Genomic DNA, 19922 nt, shown 5'->3' with positions numbered 1-19922 from the left:
TTAGTGGCTGAGAGCGATCGGAGATCTTGATCAAAAGTGGCGAAACCAGACCGAAACACCGTCATGGTACGTGCCATGCATATATGCATCCGGTCTCACCGCGTCAGGCACGTCAGGCACCGTCTCACAGCTCCAGCAGCCAGCGGCCCCCGCCGAGCAGCGAGCACAGCGACACCATATGGAACAGGAAGAACCACACCCCGGCCGGGGCGTGCGTGAGCCGGGCCAGCTGGTCCGCGTCCGAGTCCCCGGCGCCGCCCCGGGACCGCTTCGCCTGGAGTTCGAATGCCGGGCGCACCCCGCCGAGCAGCAGGAACCACACCACCGCGTACGCGAACGCCGCCTGCACCTGTGGACCGGCCAGCCACGACACCACGACGAACAGACCGCCGGTGAGGACCACGGTCAGCGCCCCGTAGGCGTTGCGGATCATCACCAGCAGGGCCAGCAGCAGCGCGGTCGCCAGCCACAGCAGCAGCGTGACGCGCCCCGCGCCCAGCAGCGCGGCGCCGCCCAGGCCCAGCAGCGGGGGAGCGGTGTAGCCGGACGCCGCGGTGAGGATCATGCCGAGCCCGGTCGGCTTGCCGCGGCTGACGGTGAGGCCGCTGGTGTCCGAGTGCAGGCGGATGCCGGTGAGCTGCCGGCCGGTGAGCAGCGCCACCAGCCCGTGCCCGCCCTCGTGCGCGATGGTGATGGCGTTGCGCGCTATCCGCCACGGCCGGTGCGGCACGACGACCACCAGCGCGGCGACCAGGGTGGCGATCACCACCCACAGGTCGGGGTCGGGCTGGGTACCGGTGATCTCGTCCCAGAGCGAGGTGGCTGTGGTGCTGTCCATGTGCGGTGAGGGCCCCTCCGGTCCGGCGGAATCTGGCAGTGTTGCACGTATGTGCGGACGGTATCTGAGACGCTGACGTAGCAGCGATCGTTCCTGACGGCAAACATGCAGGTCACGGCCTTAAAGCCCCGGATCGCTCCGGGGCTCTTGCTTTACCCGTGCTGACTGGGTGCTGACCTGGAGACACCTGTGATCACCCCGGGAAACCTGTCCTGTGCTGGGTCGGTGCTGGTTACCTCATGCTGTCCCGGTTCGGGCGTCGCGTTGTCGTGGGGTCGATCACTGCGTCTGTGCAGCGGACCGTCGTCGCGGACGTATCGCGCCACGCCGCTGGTGTCGGGAGAGCGTGTCCCACTCTGTGAGCGCGAGGGTCGTGGGAATGCTGGCGCGCCCTTGTGGGGTAGACGTGGCTGCTCGCACCGGGCCGTCTCCTTCGATGCTTGCTCGGCCTCGGTGCCCTGGTCATGCAGAGAATTTCTCTGATCTCCCGTGTGTAACGCGCTTTAAAGTGTTCTTCTCCGACGTTCGCTGGAAAGGGGGAATCGGAGTTGAATGTCTTGCCTGGCTGGCAGACGCTGTTGCACGGTTCGGTTACGGGGGTTGGTGGAATATCGGGGGCTGGGTGTGCAGGGGGAATATCACCCTCTGGCTGTGGCCGAGATGGCGGAGCGTGCGCCTGAGGGTGAGTGAGGCCACGGTGCAGAACAGGTGCCAGGTACGGCGCTTGCTGGCGCAGAGAGCCGCTCGGCGGTTGTGTTTCAGGCAGCGATGAGACGACATGTCTCGAATTCCGGTGCGAGTGGAACCGGGGAGGGGGCTTGAGTGGCGAGTGTCTTTCAGAAATGCAAGCGGGATGTCCGGGATCGGAACTATCCCTGCGAGCGTTCAAGATGCGGTCATGGGTGGACGGTGCGGTATCGGGAGCCGGGCGGCAGGCGGGGTCGGCAACGGGAGAAGTCGTTTCCGCGAAGGGTGGGTCCGGACGGCGCGGACGCTTTCGCCGTCAATGTTGAGAACCATAAGAAGGCGGGTGCCGTCGCGGAGGTGGATCCTGCGCGCGGATTTTTGGCCTTGCAGGTCTGGGCGCAGGAGTGGCTCGACGGGCGGGCCATCGGTGAGTCGACACGCCGCAACTATGAGGGGTTCGTTCGCAACCATCTCGTGCCGCGTCTAGGCCGGAGGACACTGGCCGGACTGACGCGGCGCGATTTTGAGAAGTTCGCCAAGGACATCCATGGTTCCGGTACGGGGCTGGCGGCCTCCACGGTCAAGGTCCGCATGATGATGGTGGCCGCCATGCTGGAGGCGGCCGTCGTCGACAAACGCATCCCGGACAATCCGGCACGGGGCGTGCGGATGCCCCGAGCGGCTGCGCCGGCAGTGGATGGGGACGAGATCCCGACGCCGGGTGAGGTCGATCTGATCGCCGCGCACATCGCGCCGCAGTATCGGCTCACCATCTACCTCCAGTCGGGTACCGGCCAACGTCCCAGCGAAGCCCTGGCCTTTTCCGTCGAGAGTCGGCGGCCCGGCTTCGTCAGGATCCGCTGGCAGGTCAGTGCTCAGGCCCACCGGGCGGATTGCCGTGCGGTATTCGTGCCCCTGAAGTACCGGAGTGAGGGCGAGTACAGGGACGTTCCGACCGCCCCTTTCGTCGATCAGGAGATCGACGCTCACCTGTCGAGGTGGGAACCGGTGCCGGTGGTCTTCACGGGGCGCAGGGGGAAACGGCGGCGGCTTGATGTCTTCTTCGCCCCGCGTCCGCGCGGCAAGGGCGCGATGCCTACTGCCTGTACCTATGGCTACCACTTCAAGAAGGCATGCCGGTCGGCCGGGCTGGTTGATGCGGACGGTGAGGCGAAGTACACGCCTGGCAGTTTGAGGCATTTCTTCGCCTCGACCGCGCTGGCCCACGGGGTCCCGATCCACGAGGTCTCGCGCTGGATGGGCCATCGATCGGTCAAAACCACGATCGACATTTACGGACACCTTGTGCCTCGCGCCTGGCATCGCTGCCGGGCGACCCTGCAGGACGCCATGCGGCCCGGGCCCCTCGGCGCAGCGGGGCAGTCACCCGACGGAACAGCCGGCTGTCTGCCCGCAAGCCGTACAGGCGCTGACACCCTCGACGCTGCCTTGTCCCGGTCCGGCTGATTCTGCGCTGACCCGATGGCCGGTGGGATGCGTTTCGCAGGCGGGCGGTTGTGATGAACGTGCGGCGTTGGTCCAATCGGTGAGACTGGCCAGAGGGGTTGTCGGCGGCGGCTGAAACGCTTTGGGCCGTCGCCGAGACAGCGAGCGCGTCCAGTGAAGCGCTTAGCGCGGACCACCATGCATCTGGGAGACGAGGGTCTTCGATCACAAGAGCGGCTTGCCCGACCGGCGCGGCGTTGACCAGTTCCATCTCATCCGCTCGCCAGATCACTCGTTCACTCGGCTCGCATCATGCGAACCCTGCGTGCCACGAAGGCATGGCGACCCCGCTGAGGTCGGCAGCGATTTCGGGTCTATTCCACCCTTGGGCGCCGATCCGGCCGAACCCCCGCAGTTCGGTGCGGACCCAGGTATCCCGGTCCGTTCGTGCCCCCATGGTCCGGCGCTTGCGCACCACCGTTTCCCGGTCGAGACGCACCTGCAGCGACCGCTCCACACGGTCCAGCAGTCCGCTGAGCGATTCCCGGCGTAGATCAGCAGCACGAGGTACAGGCAGCGTCATGTGCGGGACCGTAGCAAGCACGCGGGGCCGGATCTCAAAATCGATCCCGCCGGCCTCGTCGACTTAATTACCGGGCTACTTGCCGACGGCGTGCCCAAGTGCCCCATCACCTTGAGCTGAAGCGATCGGCATACCTCTTCGGAGAATCCGGGCTACCGTGCCTGGAAGCCGCGCCTTCCTATCCGCTTGAGGCGTGGCCCGGGCGAACTCTTCGGCGTCCGTCGTCACCTGGACGACCCGCCACGCCTGCAATCGTGGCGAAGAGCAGCGTCACCCGAGGTCAGCTGGGGAGTGTGACTCCCCGTAAGCCGGTCACCGGATCGAGTGTCAGTTAAGGTTCGGTGCTGTCGCATGCTGGCCTGTCCGTGGAATCTGGGGACGCCGATGACACAGCAGCTGTGGAGCAGCCAGAGGCATCAGACCGCGATCGGCCGAATCGGCCTCTCGCTGCCGGCCCGTCGCGCCGTTGGCGACCTTCAGCTGGAACCCGACACGGGAGTGCTGGACTACGGGTGTGGACGTGGCGGCGATGTGCGGGCATTGCAGAACCTCGGCTTCGATGTCGAGGGGTGGGACCCGGTGCACTTTCCGGACGGGCGGCGTGAGTCGGCCGAGGTGGTCCTTCTGACCTATGTTCTGAACGTCATTGAGAATCCCGCCGAACGACGCGAGACGCTCCTACGGGCCTGGGACCTCGCCAAGTCGGTACTCGTGGTGTCCGCGCGATTGAGGTGGGAGCGCAACCAGATCAACGGCACCGAGTACGGCGACGGCATCCTCACCCAACGCCGCACCTTCCAGCACCTCTACGCCGCCGGCGAGCTGCGCGACTACGTCGAGGAAGCCACCGGTGTCCGCTGCGTGTCGGCGGCGCCCGGCATCGTTTACGCATTCAAGGACGATGCGGCCCGCCTGAGTTACCTAGCCCGCCAGGTCGCCCCCGAAGGGGGATGGCTGGCGTCCGAGGACACCGCCTCGGCGATCACCTCGGTCGTCGATCATCTCGAACAACGCGGCAGGATGCCTCAGCTGGAGGAAATGCCGCAGCCCATCATCAGCCTCCTCGGCCACCTGCGTCCCGCTGAGCTCAAACGCCTTGCCGAGCAGGAAGCCGACCCCGTGAAGGTCGAGCGGAGCGCCGAGCGTGGAGCCCTCGACACTCTGTTGTTCCTCGCGTTGGAGCTGTTTCATGGCCGAGGCCCGGTAACCAGTCTGCCCCTGCCGGTTCAACTGGACATCCGTGCCTTCTTCCCTTCGTACACCGAGGCGTGCCAGCGAGCGGATCGGCTGCTGTTCAAGCTGCGTGACGACGCATACGTCCGTCGGGCGATGAACGGATCGATCGCCGGCAAGTTCACTGCAACCGCCCTGTACGTGCACCGTCGTGCGCTTCACCGGATCCCGGCCGTGCTGCGACTGTACGAGCAGTGCGCGAGTATCGCTGCCGGCCGCCCTGGCGAGTGGTCCGTCGTCAAGCTCCGCCATCAGGGCCGAGGGGTCAGCTGGCTCGATTACCCCGAGTTCGACACGGATCCCCACCCGCGGATCGCGGCCTCGTACGCCGTCGACCTGACCCTCAAGTCCTCTTTCACTTCGTACGCAGATTCCACCAACCGTCCTCTGTTGCACCGTAAGCACGAATTCCTTGCTGAGGACGATCCCGACGCACCCAAGTACCGGAGGCTCACGGAGGCCGAGGTGCGCGCTGGCCTCTACGAGAGTCCGCACCTGATCGGCACGGAAGAGGGATGGAAGCGCGAACTCGTACGCTGCGAGCGGGAGTTGCGAGGCCACCGGCTTGTACGCCGCACCACCAGCACCTGAGCGTCGCACCGGCTTTCGGCACCGGAGCGATTGTCAGTGCCGTGTGCCACGCTCCACGCATGACCACTACCCGGATGGAGGGCCCCTGCCTGCCCTCGTACCGCACGCTGTCCACCCTCGCGCTGTCCGAGCCCGAGGACCACGTTCGTGAACTCACCGACTGGGTGGAGCACGCCTCCGCCGTCACGGCAGCCCCTGGGGCGCAGAACAGCTGGGACACGGCCTACAAGTGGCTGCGCCTCGCCCAGGGCCTGCGCACGGTGACGTTCGACATGTCCTACGACGACGGCGGCATGTGCTCGGCGGGCCTTGACTTCGATGCCGTCTGGACCGAGATGATGGAGGAGTGGCAGCAGCACCAGGTGCGCCTTGGCTACCTGCGCGCAGCGCTTGAAGGATGCGTCCGGCTGCTGCACCCGGACACCCCGGAGCTTGGACTGGCCGTCGAGGCCGCGGAACGGCGGCTGCACCACCACGGCGACGCATGGCCTGTGCACGCTCGCGCGGTCGCCGACCATCTGCGGACGCACATCCCGGACGAGATGCCAGGCGTCGGCACACCGGTGGCGGCAGCGGTGACCCAAGCGATTGCCCTGCACGAGATGGCCGTTCACGGTCGTGCTGCCGTCCCCGAGCCGGGCAGCGACGCGGACGCGAAGGTCTTTCCCACCGGGCACGCCGAGGTCTGCGCGGTGAAGGAAGCCTCCACGGTTCTGCTGCTGGGGATACAGATGCTGATGGCGGCAGCGGTGCAGGAGGACCGCGTCGCCGTCTTCGACGACAAGTACCTTCTCGACGGCATGTGGATTCCCGACTCCTCCGGCGGCAGCCGTTGGGTGGATGAAGAGATGCCCTACGGCGAGTACCTCTCAGTCCTCCACCTTCAGCCCGGCGAGCCGCCCGAGCTCTGATTTCCGCCACCAGCAGTGCCCTGCGGTGGCCATGTCGGCACCCCAGGGCTCACAAACGATGGGTGGGGCCCGAAGCATGGCTTCGGGCCCCACCCATCGCGGCTGCCTGGCACGTATCAGGTCATGCACCAGCCGGAGTCGCACGCCCCCTCATCCTCATCGACGTCACTTTCCCCCGGGTTCTGATCCGGGATGGCCTGGGTGAGCGGGATGCCGTACCTCGTGAGATACACGGCATCCCGCCCGAGTGTGGCCCGCCGATGGTTAATCGTCTCCTCCAGCCGGACCGACTGGGCGAACAACTCGGGCTCGTGCCGACGCTGGTGGCGCCAGGCGTCGACGGTGCGGAAGGGGCAGAAGAAGCAGGAGCTCTTGGGCGGTACCGGCAGGCCGGCCCCGGCGATGATGCGCTCGCAGTCGTCCCGGCGCAGCCCGAGGTCGAGGAGGGGGTACTCGATGACCTCGTGAGGTTCCCTCCGCCGACGGTTGGCGCGATGGATTTCGTCGACCGATATGCCGATACCGACCGCCGCCGGGGCCTCTGCGGTGGCGCCGTGCTCCCGAAGCCACCGCCCGACCACCTTGATCTTGAAGTCGGCGGTGCAGTTGCGGCGGCCAGGAGCGCCGTTGGCCATGCGGACGGGGATGGGGATCGACCGGGTGTCCGGCCGGTTCAGCCGCTGCATGAGCGTTTCCGTGGCCCCGTCGCGTCGGCGCCGCTTGAGTTCGTGGATGTCCAGTCCCGCACGTGCGGCGTACGGGATGGCGATCTCACGGACGTAGGCAAGGGTCGCGGGGTGCTCGCTGTCGTCGCCAACGTTGGCGAACAGGAAGGCGCGGAAATCGATCTCTTTGCGAGCTGCCAGCACGAGCAGGGCGGTGCTCTGGACACCGCCTCCGTAGGAAACGACCTTCATCCGAGGACGGTTGGGCTCACGGGTAGCGGCCGGGGAGATGGAGTCGGTGGGATCGGCGTGATGGGCTCCGGGGCTCTGCTGCAAGATCGACATATGAGAGACAGTATGGATACAGTGATCAAGAAGCAAGTGTTTCTCTCACTGCTGTCGGCGAACGCGGAGGTTGGTCACTGCTGCTGGCGTCCAAAGACCGGGGGCTAGGGCTGGGGCTTGATGGTGACGGAGTATCCCTGAGCCAGGACGGACGTCAGGAACTCGGCTGCGGCGCCATGGTCAGCGCTTGCGAACGTCTGAGCAGCAGGCGGTGGCTGTCGAGGTGGGCGCGCCGTCGGGGCCTTGAGTCTTCGACCACGAGGCTTCTGAGGAGCGCGCTGTCCTGCACGCAGTGCAGCGACTTCGGCAGCGACGATGGGTCGCTGCCGCTGTCGTGCGTCGTCCAGGATCGTCTCAAGGAGCCACAGCGGAGAACCGGAGAGGAGGAGATCGGCCTCGGCGATCCGCTGCCGGTTGCGCCACCGAGAGATGGCCTGCGCGTCCCGTCCCAGAACACGTGCTGCCTCCTGGATACCGACGACGACCGGGAGGTGCTCCTTGTCCTCCGGGTCGTAGCCGAGCGGGATACCAGCCTTATGCCGGGCGAGCCGTTCCCGGTCGACTTTGCGGTCGCCTTCGCCGTCAAGTCGCATGACCGTGCTCAGCAGCCAGTATGGATTGCCCGACGCGATCAGATCGGGCTCGTCGAGCTTGCCCTCCGTCCGCCACCGTTGGGACGTCTGCGGCTCCACGTGGAAGAGGAAGGCAATCTCGGCGTGCCCGAGGAGGAACGGGACGCGTACCTGTGCCATGAAACGGCCTTCCCCATCACCCTGTGCCCGTGTTCGTCGGCGACGTGCTGGCAGGCCACGCCGTGGCTGTGATCTTAGGCGTGCTCGATGCCGGGGCGCAGCTCCCATGAGCCCACCTCGGTGTAATAGCGGCCGAAGTGCTGTAGCCAGGCCGCGAGGGTCTCCGTCGTCCTGCGCGCCTGGTCCTCGGGGTCTCCTGTCCGTTCCACGATGGCCTTCTGGAGCTCGATGTTGCTGAGGCGCTCGCCGACGAGCAGCTTGTGGAGTTCTGGGATGGCGTGCAGCCGAGCTTCGACCGCCGCATTGAAGTCGTGCTCCGCCAAACCTGCCGGGACATCGAGCATGGCAAGGTCCTGGATGATGCCGGCCTCAACCGGCGAGGTGAATCGCGTTCGCCCGCTGTACAGCGCGAACACGTTCTCCGGGCGCCTCGTCTCCGGGTACCAGAGGGGGGCGGGTTCACCCTCGGCCGGAGGCGGGATGCGTTCCTCCTTCAGAAGTTCTGCCTGCTGCCGGACAAGGGCGGCCACCACGGGTGTTGCAGCTGTCGAGCGGGACTCGATCTGGCTGAGAACGCGCTGCACTTCGGGATGGGTGAGGGGTACATCCAGCAAGAGCTCCACGTTGGCGTTGGGGACTCGGCCGGTGGCCTTGCCGGTCAGGTTCGCGGATCCGACCAGGCATCGGTCGTCGGCGACGTAGATCTTGGCATGCAGCGACGGGCAGAGAGTGATCTTGACGCGTTCGTCCCGTTCCGCCGCCTCGATGATCTCGGGGTCGGAGACTCCGGCGGCTACTTCCGCCGGAGTCCAGCGCGTGACGCATTCGATCTTCTCCACCGAGGCCGGCACCGAGGCGAGGGTCTCCTCGAAGACGGTCTTCTTGATGAAGGGCGCCACAAGGGCGACTCGCGTCGTGGCACCCTTCATCAGGTCGGCTATCTGCTGCCAGACGTGGTCCGGCTGCGTCACTCGTCATCGCTCCCGTCTTCGATGAAGTCGCGGGCGTAGCGGCCCCAGTCGCGCCGGGCGTCCGAGATCCTGGCGCGGTCCCGCTTGTTGGGGATCTCGTCCTCCATGCGGGCCCAGGAGAAGACGAGGAGTTTGAAGGTGTCGGAGGCGCGGGCGAGACGTTGGCGGAGTTCGGTCTCGCTCGCGTCTTCGGGCACGTCTTCAAGGACGGTCATCAGCTCGCTGTGCAGCGGGTGTTCGGTGTTGAAGATCACCTGCAGCATGCCGGCCATGAGGTCGATGTTGAAGAACGCCGTGGAGTCCTGCGGGCTGGAGATCCAGCGAACACGCCAGTCTTTCTCCAGTGCCTCGTCGACCATGGACTGGGCGGTGTGCTCGTCGAGGTGATGCCGCTCGGTGAGCGCCGCGAACTGCTCCTGGCGCTTGTCCTTCTCGGTGGCCTCCTCTGCCAGGCGGTCGGTCGTTCCCGTATGACCGTCCTCCTGTCGGCGCTTCACCGCGTCCGTGGCCTTGGACGTGACGACGTCGTCGTGGCGCTTCTTGCCTCCCCGGTTGCCCAGCGTCTGCTGCCTCAGCTTCCGCCGCATTGCGGGCAGGAGGTTCTTCTCCAGGTAGACCGCGAGATCGATCAACGGAAGGCGCGGGTCGCCGAACTCGGCGATGCGGTCCTTGAACGCCTTGGGCGTCTCGTCCCCCTCGGCCTCGGCCGTCCAGTCGAAGTGGGCGAGAGACGAGAAGACCGTGGCGGTCTGCTTGTTGTTCGTGACGCCGAAGATGTCGTCGAGCTCCGGGGGGAATTCCACCTCGACGCCCCACCAGCGCTCGACGGGGTCGTACCCGATGGCCCACTTGGAATCGAGGTCAAGTTCGCGCCCCTGCCGGACCAGGGAAATCCCGATGTTCCGACGAGCATGCTGACCCCACGGCTGGAAACCGGGGTTCCCGTTGGGGTTCGCGTTGTCGGGCCACGGGTGACCTTCGACATCGGCGCGGCGGGCCTCGGGCCGGGCGATGGATGCCCGCACCTTCACGTTGTGCTTCGTCCCATCGACCGTGATCGGGAAGTAGGCGACCCCGGGTTCCTTCTCGTTGCCCATGTCGAAGGGCTCGAACATGGGCTTGTTCCCGAATGGGGGCGGCGTCCCCGTTGAGTCCATGAGGTACAGGGGGTCGTTGGGCTCGGCGAAGTACGCTCCGTTGTCTCCTTCGAGGACCTTTGCTTCGCGGACCGGCGCCATCTTGATCTCCACCCTGCCGTCGTGGAGGTAGTGCCGGTACACACGGCCGATCAGCTCGGCAGTGTTGCGCAGGGTGGCGCCGGCGCCGTGCCATTTGACCCGGTCAAGGTTTGACCAGACCACGAGGGTGCCGGTGGTTCCCAGCGGTGCCTCGCTGAGGTCGCTCCAGTACTCTGGCACGGGGTGGTGTACGGGACTGGGGACGTCGTCGAGTCCGCCGTTGATCTCCTCAAGATCGAGGTAGGTGTACATGGCGTTCGGGGCCCCATTGGTCCATGACCAGACCTCGACCTTGGTGCACTGGGACATGCTGGAGTTGGGCAGACCCATGCCAAAGCGTCCGATGCGGTTGCGGTCACCCCCGAGGCCGTCGCCGTACTTCAAGGCGCGCCGCAGGCGTTCGGCGTCCATCCCCCTGCCGTTGTCAAGGACAGCTATGGTGTCCACCCGGTGCCTCGTCTGCGTGGCGCCCTGCACTGGGCTCTCGCAGGCGAAGACCTGAACCAGAGTGGCTTCCGCGTCGATGCTGTTGTCGATCAGCTCGGCTAGCGCGTAGGCGGTGTTCTTGTAGCCGCTGTCGCGCATGGCCTTGACGGTCAGCGAAGGGCTGACGATCCGGTATTTGCTTCCCTCGCCGGTCACGCGGTCTCCCATACGTCTTCCCAATTGGTGAATGCCTCGGCCACGTCTCCGAACCCGGGCAGCTCCGGGTCGACGACGGTGACGATCTCGCAGGTGGTGGTTCCGCCGGCCTTGGGGCCGCGGATGACGCGGCCGACCATCTGGCTGTACAGGACCAGCGACTTGGTCGGTCGGGCGATGATGGCAGCACTGGCCGCCGGGGCATCGAAGCCTGTGGTCAGGACCCCGAAGTTGCACAGAATCATGGGGCGTCGGCCGGCGCCCTTGAAGCGTCTGATGGCGTCGTTCCGGTGCCGGGGAGAGGACTCGCCGGTGACGAAGTCGGCATCGAGGCCGAGCGCCGACAGGACGGCGGCGATCAGGCGGCAGTGGTCAACGGAGGCCGCGAATACCAGGATCCTGCGGTGCTGGCGTTCCAGTAGCTCCAGCACGGTCTGGACGACCTTGAGGTTCCACTGCTCGTCGCGGGCCAGCGACGCGATGATGTCCGACGGGATGTCGAAGGACTTCGCGAGCAGTTGCTGATCGCGCGCGGACAGATGCAGGCCGGCTTCGGAGGCGACGGTCTTCATGATGGGCTTGGCCAGGTAGCCCTGTTCGATGAGGGCGGTTACCGGGTTGCTGTATCCGTCGATCTGCAGCATGACCTTCTGGCGGGCGAAGAAGTCCGACAGTCGCTCATCTTGCGTGACGTCCGCCCAGGTTCGGCCGGGGGTGGCCGTCAGGCCCAGCAAGCTGGCATCGGGGCGGATGGTGAGGGCGTCCACCACTCGCTGGTAGGTCGGCGCGATGATCTGATGAGCCTCGTCGAAGACGGTGAGGGTGCTGCGCGATGCGAGTTTGCGGAGAAGCTCCGGATCGCTCTTGTCCGCGGAGACGGCCTTCTCCAGCCCCAGGATGACAAGGCCGTCTGTCAGCGCCTGCACATCGGTGGGCGCCTCGCCCCACATCCGGACGACCGTAATCGGACGGTCGCCGAGCTTGGACCACGCGCGCTCGAACTCCGCAGCCGCCTGTTCCAGCAGTTCCTGCCCACGCGCCAGCCAGACCACGAGGGTGGGCTCGTGCTGCCGCAGATGGTCGGCGATCAGGTTCATTCCGGTGCGGGTCTTGCCCACGCCTGTCGGCAGGTGAAGGACAACCCGCCGCGGTCCGTCGTACAGCAACTCTTTCACGCGTGCGGCTGCGCGCCGTTGGTGGGGGAACAGCCCGTACTCGGGTTCGGCGTCTTGCCGAAAAAGCGGGGGCAGCGCAGGCGCCCTGTCGACGCTGAAGCCGAAGAACTCCAGCAGTTGCCGCTGCTGCTCACTCGCCCACTTCAGACCGTTCAGGTAGAGAAGGGCATCGGTGCCCGCGCCGTCCGCTCCAAGACGTTGGGCAAGCTCTGTCTGCTTGTCGGCGGGCAGGAGCCGCAGCAGCTCCTCGCGGTCCGTGTGATCGGACACGAGCTTCTCGGCGTCCACCGTCACGGCGGCGACTGCTCGGAGCCGCTCATCGCTGGCGCTTCCGCCGTCGATGAGGTCGAGCAGAGCGCACATGTGCGTGCCGAGCCGCTCGCGGATGTACGGCAACGGAGCGCTGTCCAGCACGGCTTGGAAGGACAGGCCGGGCGACCACGCTGTCATCGATTCACCACCCCTGCGGAACAGGGGAGATTTCCCCTCGATGTCTGAATGGCCGTCAACACGCGGAGCCCCCGCCTCAGTTCTGTGCATGCAGAGCAGCCCGCAACTCTGAGTCGCCTCAGGGTTACAGTGCCTGATCACCATAAACCCACGCACTGACACTCGGGTCTCAGCGACTGATATTGGCAGCTCAGAGGTGTTGATGCGGGTGCGGCAGGCTCCGCCGAGGTTCTCGTACGGCCTCTGCGTCGATGCCCTTTCCCGATATGGGTTGCAGGCACCCAAGCAATAGGGAACATTAGTTCGAGTTGCAGTTTGCGTTCCGGGCTGAGTGTCGGTTTCGCTGACTGATCGATCTCGATCGCTACGATCGCGACTCACTCCTGGTGGTGCCCCCGGTGCACACGTCCGGGTTCCACCAGGAGTAGATTGTGTGCGGTGCTGAGCGAGACGAGGTGGGGCATGAGGGGTGAGTCCGAGGGGACGGTTTCGGCGTATTTCGACTACAATGCGACGGCCCCGATCCGGCCCGAAGCGTTGGCGGCAGTGTTGGAGGCCCTGCAGGCCGTCGGTAACGCGTCGAGTGTGCATCATCCCGGCCGGGAGGCCGCCCATCGTGTGGAGACTGCTCGTCGGCACCTTGCTGACCTGCTCGTTTGCTCGCCCGGGGAGATCATCTTCACGTCAGGGGCAACCGAGGCGAATAATCTGGCCCTGCGCGCGGCTCACCGCGGCGGGGCCCGGATCGTGACGAGCGGTGCGGAGCACCCCGCAGTGCTGGAGACCGCCCGGGATCTGACCCAATACGAGCCGGGATCACTGACTGTCCTGCCGATGCGGGCAGACGGCCTGGTGGAAACCGGGGCCCTGGAGGAAGAGCTTGACCGGGGCGGTGTGAGTCTCGTCTCCCTGATGGCGGCCAACAATGAAACCGGGGTCCTCACCGACCTTGTTCCGGTCGTCAAGGCGGCGCATGCCGCAGGTGCGCTGGTTCACACGGATGCCACGCAGATGATCGGCCGGCTGCCCCTGGACCTATCCGAAGTGGACGTTGACCTTCTGTCGCTGTCGGCCCACAAGTTTGGCGGCCCTCAAGGTGTTGGCGCACTGTTCGTACGACGTGGTACACCGCTGCCGTTCAGGCCGCTGATCACCGGTGGTGGGCAGGAGAAGGGGTGGAGGGCCGGCACGCTCAATGTGCCCGGGATCGCCGGTGCCGGAGCTGCCGCTGCGGCCGTCAGCCGTGACCTTGTCGATGACGTCGCCCGCGTGACCCAACTGCGCGATCAGCTTGAGCACATGGTGACCACGACTGTGGACGGATGCCGCATCAACGGACAACAAGCCCCCCGCTTGCCCGGCGTGACGAGCATCACCTTCGCAGGCGCCCCCGCTGACGCAGTCATGGCCGCCATGCCGCACATAGCCGCATCCGACGGAAGCGCCTGCGCCTCGGGAGCCCCAACTCCCAGCCACGTCTTGCTCGCCATGGGGTTGAGCCGGGAGGAAGCGGAGTGCACTGTGCGCTTCTCCCTCGGCTACGCCACAACCGCAGATGAGACCGCCGCAGCTGCCGAGGCGGTGGTCCGCGCGGTCCACCAGGTGCGCGCCGCCTTGGCAGCGACAGCCGGAGCCGCTGCTCACTGACTTCAGCAGTTCCCTTTATCTCTTCGTGTATTGAGAGGCCCTCGTATGGCAGACAGTAGGCTCGCGGAAGCCGCACATTCCAGCTTCGCGCGCCATGAGACCTTCGCCCCCCGCTTCGGCTGGCTGCATAAGGCGTACCTGCAGGTCAAGGACAATCCGGCAGCCTTCCTTGCCGAAGATGCCCCGGTCCTGCTCGGCGTGGGTAAGAACATGGTCCATGCCATGCGGTACTGGTCAAAGGCGTTCAAGCTCACCCGCGAGCACGCCGACCCGGCCGGTAAGACCAAGGCCCAGTACGCTTCCCCCACTTGGGAAGCACGGTGGCTGCTCGACGAGCATGGCGCCGATCCCTACCTTGAGGAACCTGGCAGCCTGTGGCTGTTGCACTGGTGGCTCGTGTCGTCGCGGCCGGGCGCCAAATGCTGGGCCCCCGCTTGGTACACGGCGTTTCACCTTGCCCCGTTCTCTCGCTTCACCATCGCGGATATGACGCAGGTCGTGACGCGGCATGTCAACTTCTCCTTCAATGATGGACCGGTTGAGGCGTCCATCACCCGGGATGTCGAGTGCCTGACCAAGATGTATGCGCGCACGCCGGTCGAACAGAGCGGTTCCCGCGCCACCTATGAAGACCTCCTGGCCTGCCCTTTCCGTGAGCTGGACTTGCTGACCTCCGTGGGCACTCGGGGAAAGCAGGAGTGGCAGTTCACCACTGGCACGCGCACCTCTCTCCCGGCTCACGTTCTGGTCTACGCCTGCCTCGACTACGCCGCCCGCGACAACCAGGGTTCCGGCTCCATCTCCCTGGCGCGGCTTGCCAACGAGCCCGGAGCGCCCGGCCGGGCCTTCCGGGTCCGGGAGCCTGAGATCGTCGCCGCCCTGGACAAGGTCGCCGCGGGTCGCCCGGAACTCAACCGGGTGGACGCCGTCGGCCAGCGGACCATGTCCTTCTCGGGCGATCCGATGGCGCTCGCCTGGGACATCCTCGACGAGCAGTACGACCACGTCACCCGGCGCCCCGGCTTTCCCACCCGGGCCGAATGGAGCGCGCAGTACCCGCAGTTGGCCGAAGCAGAGGAGGCCGAGAAGGCCGAGAAAGCTGAGAAGGCTGAACGCAAGCCCCAGGACCACCAGCAGCAGTTCACGACTCAGGAGAACGCGTGACCACCGCAGCTCCCACGCGGACCTCTCGCACCCCGCAGGACGAGGTAACCCCTCAGTTCCCGGCCGGTATCGAACTGGTCGGCTCCCAGATGCGCTCGACCAACCTCGAACGCGACGTCGAGGACGAACTGCACCAACCGTATGTCGGCGCGCGGGCAGTCGACGTACTGGAGCGCCTCACCAACGCTGTCAGCGACCTGCGGCGTCCCCGCGCCTGGTCCTTCACCGGACCCTACGGCTCAGGGAAGTCCACGCTGGCCAACCTGATCGACGCGCTTCTCGGCCGCGATGAGGACCGCCGCGACGAGGCTCACCAGATCCTCGCGGACACCAGCCCAGCCCTCTCCGAACGTCTCGCCACGGCCCGGGCCGAGCGCACCGGAACCGGGTTCCTCGGGGCCGTGGCCACCGCGCGGCGGGAACCGCTGGTCGCCACCGTGACCCGTGCGCTGAACACCGCGGCAAAGCGCCGCTGGGGCAAGCGCATCCCGAAGAACATCGCCGCAGCACTCGCCGCCTGCGAAGACCCGACGACGACCGGGACGAAGACGAAGCAGGTCATGGCCGCCATCAAGGCCCTGACCGACAATCAGCAGCCGCTCCTGCTGATCATCGACGAGTTCGGCAAGACCCTGGAACACCTCGCCGGACACAACGAATTCTCCGGCGCCGAGAACGATCTCTTCCTCCTGCAGGAGCTCGCCGAGCACAGCGCCGGGCCCAACGGCATGCCCGTCTTCCTGGTCACCCTGCAGCACCTGTCGTTCATGGACTACGCGTCACGGTCCAGTGAGCTCAAGATCCGCGAATGGGCAAAGATCCAGGGCCGCTTCGAAGACGTCACCTTCGTCCCGCACCACGGCGACTCCCTACAGCTCCTGCGCCGGCGTCTGGACCACTCCGCGGTCGACGCAGCGGGTCAGGACCTCATCCGCGCCTCGGCCCAGGCATCAGCCCTCGCGTGGAAGAACCACGGCCTGAACGTTCTTACCGAGCTGGCCAGCGACGACTTCGCCGACCTCTACCCGCTGCACCCTCTGACGGCGATCGCTGCGCCGATCCTGGCGGCGCAAATCGGCCAGCACGACCGCAGCCTGTCGGGCTTCCTCAACAGCGGAGAGCCCAACACCGTCCGCGACTCGCTGGCCGCACACTCCCGGCCGGATGCCGAACGTGCCAGCACCGTGCAGCTGCCACAGCTGTATGACTACTTCCTCAACTCCGGCCGGACCTCGCTGCTCGCGGCTTCCAACGCAGGCCGTTGGATCGAAGTCGACGCACGCATCAAGGAAGCCAACGGGCTGCCCGAGGCCGACCAGTGGCTGCTGAAGACCATCGGCGTGCTTAACCTCATCGACGCCGACGGCGCGCTCAGCGCCACCAGCGACGTGATCCACCTCGCGCTCCACGACCCCACCGACCTGGACGATGCAGGCGCCTTCGCCCGCCTTGAGGAGCAGCTCGCCGACCTCGTCCGCCGGGGCTTCCTTGTCCACCGGGAATTCAGCGGTGAATACCGCGTCTGGCAGGGCACAGACTTCGATATCGACGCCCGTCTGAAGGAGATCATCAGTCACCTCGACGATGCCTCTGTCGTCCAGCGCCTTGGCGCACACCTCCCCAGTGCGGTGGTTGCCGGCCGCCACAGTCAGGTCACCGGGATGATGCGGGTGTTCCTCACTGCCGTCAGCGGCCCCGAGACCCGCGAAATCCCGGCGCCGGACGAGCTGAAGGACCCGGCCGACGGCCTCCTCGTCTTCCACCTCGGCTCCCGGGACCAGCTGCCCACGGTCGACTCGACGCTGCCGGTGATCCTCGGAACAACCGCCCACCCCGACGTGGTGCTCAGCTCCGCCACGCACCTCATCGCCCTGAGAGAGCTGCTCGAGGACAAGGAACTCGATCACGTCGCCCGGCGGGAGGTCACCGACCGCGCCGTCCAGGCGGAGGCCGAACTGCGGGAGGTCATCCAGGCGGCCTTCTATCCGCCGACTCAGGACGCCACCTGGGACCTGTGGAACGCCGGACTGGCCCCTGGAACGGCCGCCGACAGCTCAAGTCTGCCGGCCCGAAGCCTCAGCGGCCTGGTCTCCTTCGCCTGCGAAAACGTCTACCGGCACACCCCGCACATCCGCAACGAGATGCTCGGACGGCACTCACTCACCAGCAACGCCGCCCGTGCCCGAAGCGATGTGCTGGACGCGATGCTCACCCGCTCTGGCGAGCAGTACCTGGGCTTCGACTCGACGGCCGGCAGATACGGCCCGGAACGAGCCATCTACAGCGGCGCGCTGGCCTACCTTGGCCTGCACCGGGCCAACAGCACCATCCAGGCCGAGAAATCCCCCAACAGCCTGCTGCCGTACGGCTTCTCCGCTCCGGGCGAGGGCCACGAGCATGCTCAGCCTGTCTGGGAGGCGCTGCAGAAGGCACTGGACGCGGCAACCCGGCGTACCAGCCTTGATCACATCATCCGGGTCCTGATGAGCCCGCCCTACGGGGTGAAGGCCGGTGTCTGGCCGCTGCTGGTCGTCACCGCCCTGGTGATCCGCCGACACGATGTAGCCCTCTTCGAAGAAGGCTCCTACCTGCCCCGGCTGACGCCGGACGTCGTCGACCGCATCCTCGCCGCCCCCGTCCGCTTCGAGGTGAAATACACGCCGGTCGGGCAGGGCCAGCGCGCCAGCGTGATCAAGAAGCTCCTGGTGTCTTTGAAGGTCGAACCACCACGCTCACAGGCGCTGCGCAACCCCGATCTGCTGTCCGTGGCCAGGGCGCTGCTCGAACGCGTCATGGTCTTGAACAGCTACGCCCGCAAGACCAAGCGCATCTCTCCGGATGCACTCGCCGTGCGCAACACCCTGGAAGACTCTCAGGATCCGGACGATCTGCTCTTCCGGGCTCTGCCCAAGGCGCTGGGTCTCGCCCCCTTCGAAGCCGGTAGCCGCGCGAACGCGGAGGCGGCCACGGAGTATGTCAACAGGCTGACCGCAGCGGCAGACGAGATCACCGGAATCGACCGCACATTGCGAGAAGAGGTGGTCGCGGTGCTTGCCGAGGAGTTCCGTCTGCCCGCGACTCTTCCCGAGCTGCGGTCGACGCTCGCCGCACGGCTGAGTGGCTTCGCCACGGTGTCACTGAACCCGGAGCTGCGAGGCTTCGTCGACTTCGCGCTCAGCGAGAGCCTCGCTGACGAGGACTGGCTCGACCCAATCGTCGTCCGCCTCAGCAACAAGGCACTCGGAGACTGGGATGACCGGGACGCAGGCATGTTCCCCCGCCTTGCACGCGAGATGTCCGCATCCCTCGACCGCGTTGCACACCTCTACCAGGACAGCGGCGAGTCCCGCGAGCAGGAAGTAAATCTGGAGACTCGGCTGTTGACCTTGACGGACAAGACAGGAGCGGAACGGCGGACGCTGATCTACGTGCCGGAACAGTCCCGAGGCCAGGCCGACCAGCTTGCGGCCGACGTACTGCAGCAGGCTGAGCAGGCCCTCGGACCCGACGGCGCACGGATCCTGCTCGCCGCTCTTGCGCAACGCGTTGCCGATGGACCCGCTGCCACAGCAACTGAAACGAAGGAGGGGGCATGACGGATCCAGTCACCCAGGAGAAGGTTCGCCACGTCCTGGGTATCTCAGGCGGCAAGGACTCGTCGGCGCTTGCCATCTACATGCGGGATCGCGTGCCGGAGATGGAGTACTTCTTCTGCGACACCGGTGCTGAACTCCCGGAGACGTACGAGTACCTCAACCGGCTAGAAGCGGCCCTCGGCAAGCCCATCGAGCGACTCAACGCCGACCGGGACTTCGATCACTGGATGGAGGTCTACCAGGGCACCCTGCCCAGCCCGCAGATGCGCTGGTGCACCAAAAATCTGAAGATCAAGCCCCTGGAGGAGTGGGTCGGCGAGGACAAGGTCATCTCCTATGTGGCCATCCGGGCCGACGAAAACCGCCTCGGCTACGTCAGCACCAAGCCGAACATCGAGGCGGTCTTCCCCTTCCGCGAGGACGGCATCGACAAGGACGGCGTGATGCGCATCCTCGACGAGGCTGGCATCGGCCTGCCCGGCTACTACGAGTGGCGCACGCGTTCGGGCTGCTACTTCTGCTTCTTCCAGCGCAAGCACGAGTGGGTCGGCCTCAAGGAGCGCCACCCCGACCTTTACGACAAGGCCGTCGAATACGAGGAGAAGGTCCGCTACCGGCACACCGCCATGAAAGGCCGCAACTACACCTGGTCACAGGGCGAGTCGCTCCCGGAGCTCATAGAGCGCAAGGACGAGATCGAGGCTAAGCACCAGGCCGCCCTTGACCGCGCGGCCAAGCGCATCAAGCCCAACCGGCCCCTCCTGGAAGTACTTTCGGACGCGCTTGACTCCGACGACGACGAGGCAGGCTGCTCCGTCTGCCACCTCTGAGACGTACATACAAGTGACTGGCCCGGCACGGTACACCGAGCCGGGCCAGTGCGTTTTCCGGGTAGTTTGCGCCCGAAACGCGCGCCTGTGCCCCGGGGCTGCGAGAGGCCAGTCAGACGGCTGCGGAACCAGTAGCAGGACCACTGCTCGTCTGGCTG

The 19922-nt window shown here is 66.3% G+C and carries 14 protein-coding genes; 7 read left to right on the top strand and 7 right to left on the bottom strand.

Annotated elements, in window-relative coordinates:
• Positions 1 to 124: 124 nt before the first annotated feature.
• Positions 125 to 838: a M50 family metallopeptidase gene (locus tag ACIQR3_RS00730; protein ID WP_403532450.1), complete on the bottom strand. Its 714-nt coding sequence runs from the start codon at positions 836 to 838 to the stop codon at positions 125 to 127.
• Between the two features lie 972 nt (positions 839 to 1810).
• Between ACIQR3_RS00730 and ACIQR3_RS00725 the strand changes: the two genes are divergently transcribed.
• Positions 1811 to 2992, top strand: coding sequence for a tyrosine-type recombinase/integrase (locus ACIQR3_RS00725; RefSeq protein ID WP_384693777.1), 1182 nt, complete (start codon positions 1811 to 1813; stop codon positions 2990 to 2992).
• A gap of 289 nt (positions 2993 to 3281) precedes the next feature.
• Here the strand turns inward: ACIQR3_RS00725 and ACIQR3_RS00720 are convergent, their stop codons facing one another.
• Positions 3282 to 3554 carry a hypothetical protein gene (locus tag ACIQR3_RS00720; protein WP_217129542.1) on the bottom strand — a complete coding sequence of 91 codons (273 nt, stop codon included), beginning with the start codon at positions 3552 to 3554 and terminating at the stop codon, positions 3282 to 3284.
• Positions 3555 to 3938: 384 nt separating this feature from the next.
• Between ACIQR3_RS00720 and ACIQR3_RS00715 the strand changes: the two genes are divergently transcribed.
• Positions 3939 to 5378: a DNA phosphorothioation-associated putative methyltransferase gene (locus tag ACIQR3_RS00715; RefSeq protein ID WP_403532448.1), complete on the top strand. Its 1440-nt coding sequence runs from the start codon at positions 3939 to 3941 to the stop codon at positions 5376 to 5378.
• Positions 5379 to 5437: 59 nt separating this feature from the next.
• Entirely contained in the window at positions 5438 to 6289 is an 852-nt protein-coding gene (locus ACIQR3_RS00710; protein WP_403532446.1) for a hypothetical protein, read from the top strand.
• Between the two features lie 116 nt (positions 6290 to 6405).
• Here ACIQR3_RS00710 and ACIQR3_RS00705 read toward each other — a convergent pair whose 3' ends face one another.
• The 5 genes from ACIQR3_RS00705 to ACIQR3_RS00685 form a co-directional block, all read right to left on the bottom strand.
• Positions 6406 to 7206, bottom strand: a complete 801-nt coding sequence (locus ACIQR3_RS00705; RefSeq protein ID WP_161298584.1) for a phosphoadenosine phosphosulfate reductase — start codon at positions 7204 to 7206, stop codon at positions 6406 to 6408.
• A gap of 197 nt (positions 7207 to 7403) precedes the next feature.
• Entirely contained in the window at positions 7404 to 8051 is a 648-nt protein-coding gene (locus ACIQR3_RS00700; RefSeq protein WP_161298571.1) for a hypothetical protein, read from the bottom strand.
• A gap of 74 nt (positions 8052 to 8125) precedes the next feature.
• Positions 8126 to 9022 (bottom strand): phospholipase D family protein, encoded by an 897-nt coding sequence (locus ACIQR3_RS00695; RefSeq protein ID WP_161298570.1) that lies wholly within the window; start codon positions 9020 to 9022, stop codon positions 8126 to 8128.
• On the bottom strand, positions 9019 to 10902 hold the full coding sequence (locus tag ACIQR3_RS00690; RefSeq protein ID WP_403532444.1) for an ATP-binding protein: 1884 nt from the start codon (positions 10900 to 10902) through the stop codon (positions 9019 to 9021). The genes ACIQR3_RS00695 and ACIQR3_RS00690 overlap by 4 nt, the downstream gene beginning before the upstream one ends.
• The gene (locus ACIQR3_RS00685) at positions 10899 to 12527 is read right to left on the bottom strand and encodes a DEAD/DEAH box helicase (protein ID WP_403532442.1); all 1629 of its coding nucleotides are present in this window, start codon (positions 12525 to 12527) and stop codon (positions 10899 to 10901) included. The genes ACIQR3_RS00690 and ACIQR3_RS00685 overlap by 4 nt, the downstream gene beginning before the upstream one ends.
• A gap of 438 nt (positions 12528 to 12965) precedes the next feature.
• On the opposite strand from ACIQR3_RS00685, the gene ACIQR3_RS00680 reads away from it, so the two are divergent.
• The 4 genes from ACIQR3_RS00680 to ACIQR3_RS00665 are packed head-to-tail and all read left to right on the top strand — an operon-like array spanning position 12966 to position 19764.
• Positions 12966 to 14174 (top strand): cysteine desulfurase family protein, encoded by a 1209-nt coding sequence (locus ACIQR3_RS00680; protein WP_346346888.1) that lies wholly within the window; start codon positions 12966 to 12968, stop codon positions 14172 to 14174.
• Positions 14175 to 14219: 45 nt separating this feature from the next.
• The gene (locus ACIQR3_RS00675; RefSeq protein ID WP_161298567.1) at positions 14220 to 15338 is read left to right on the top strand and encodes a DUF4007 family protein; all 1119 of its coding nucleotides are present in this window, start codon (positions 14220 to 14222) and stop codon (positions 15336 to 15338) included.
• Positions 15335 to 18934, top strand: a complete 3600-nt coding sequence (locus ACIQR3_RS00670; protein WP_403532439.1) for an ATP-binding protein — start codon at positions 15335 to 15337, stop codon at positions 18932 to 18934. Before ACIQR3_RS00675 ends, ACIQR3_RS00670 begins: the two co-directional genes overlap by 4 nt.
• The gene (locus ACIQR3_RS00665) at positions 18931 to 19764 is read left to right on the top strand and encodes a phosphoadenosine phosphosulfate reductase family protein (protein WP_403532437.1); all 834 of its coding nucleotides are present in this window, start codon (positions 18931 to 18933) and stop codon (positions 19762 to 19764) included. Before ACIQR3_RS00670 ends, ACIQR3_RS00665 begins: the two co-directional genes overlap by 4 nt.
• Positions 19765 to 19922: the final 158 nt, after the last annotated feature.

Source organism: Streptomyces sp. NPDC090994 (genome assembly GCF_044768905.1).
Lineage (GTDB): Bacteria > Actinomycetota > Actinomycetes > Streptomycetales > Streptomycetaceae > Streptomyces.
This window is presented reverse-complemented; position numbering and strand designations above follow the sequence as displayed.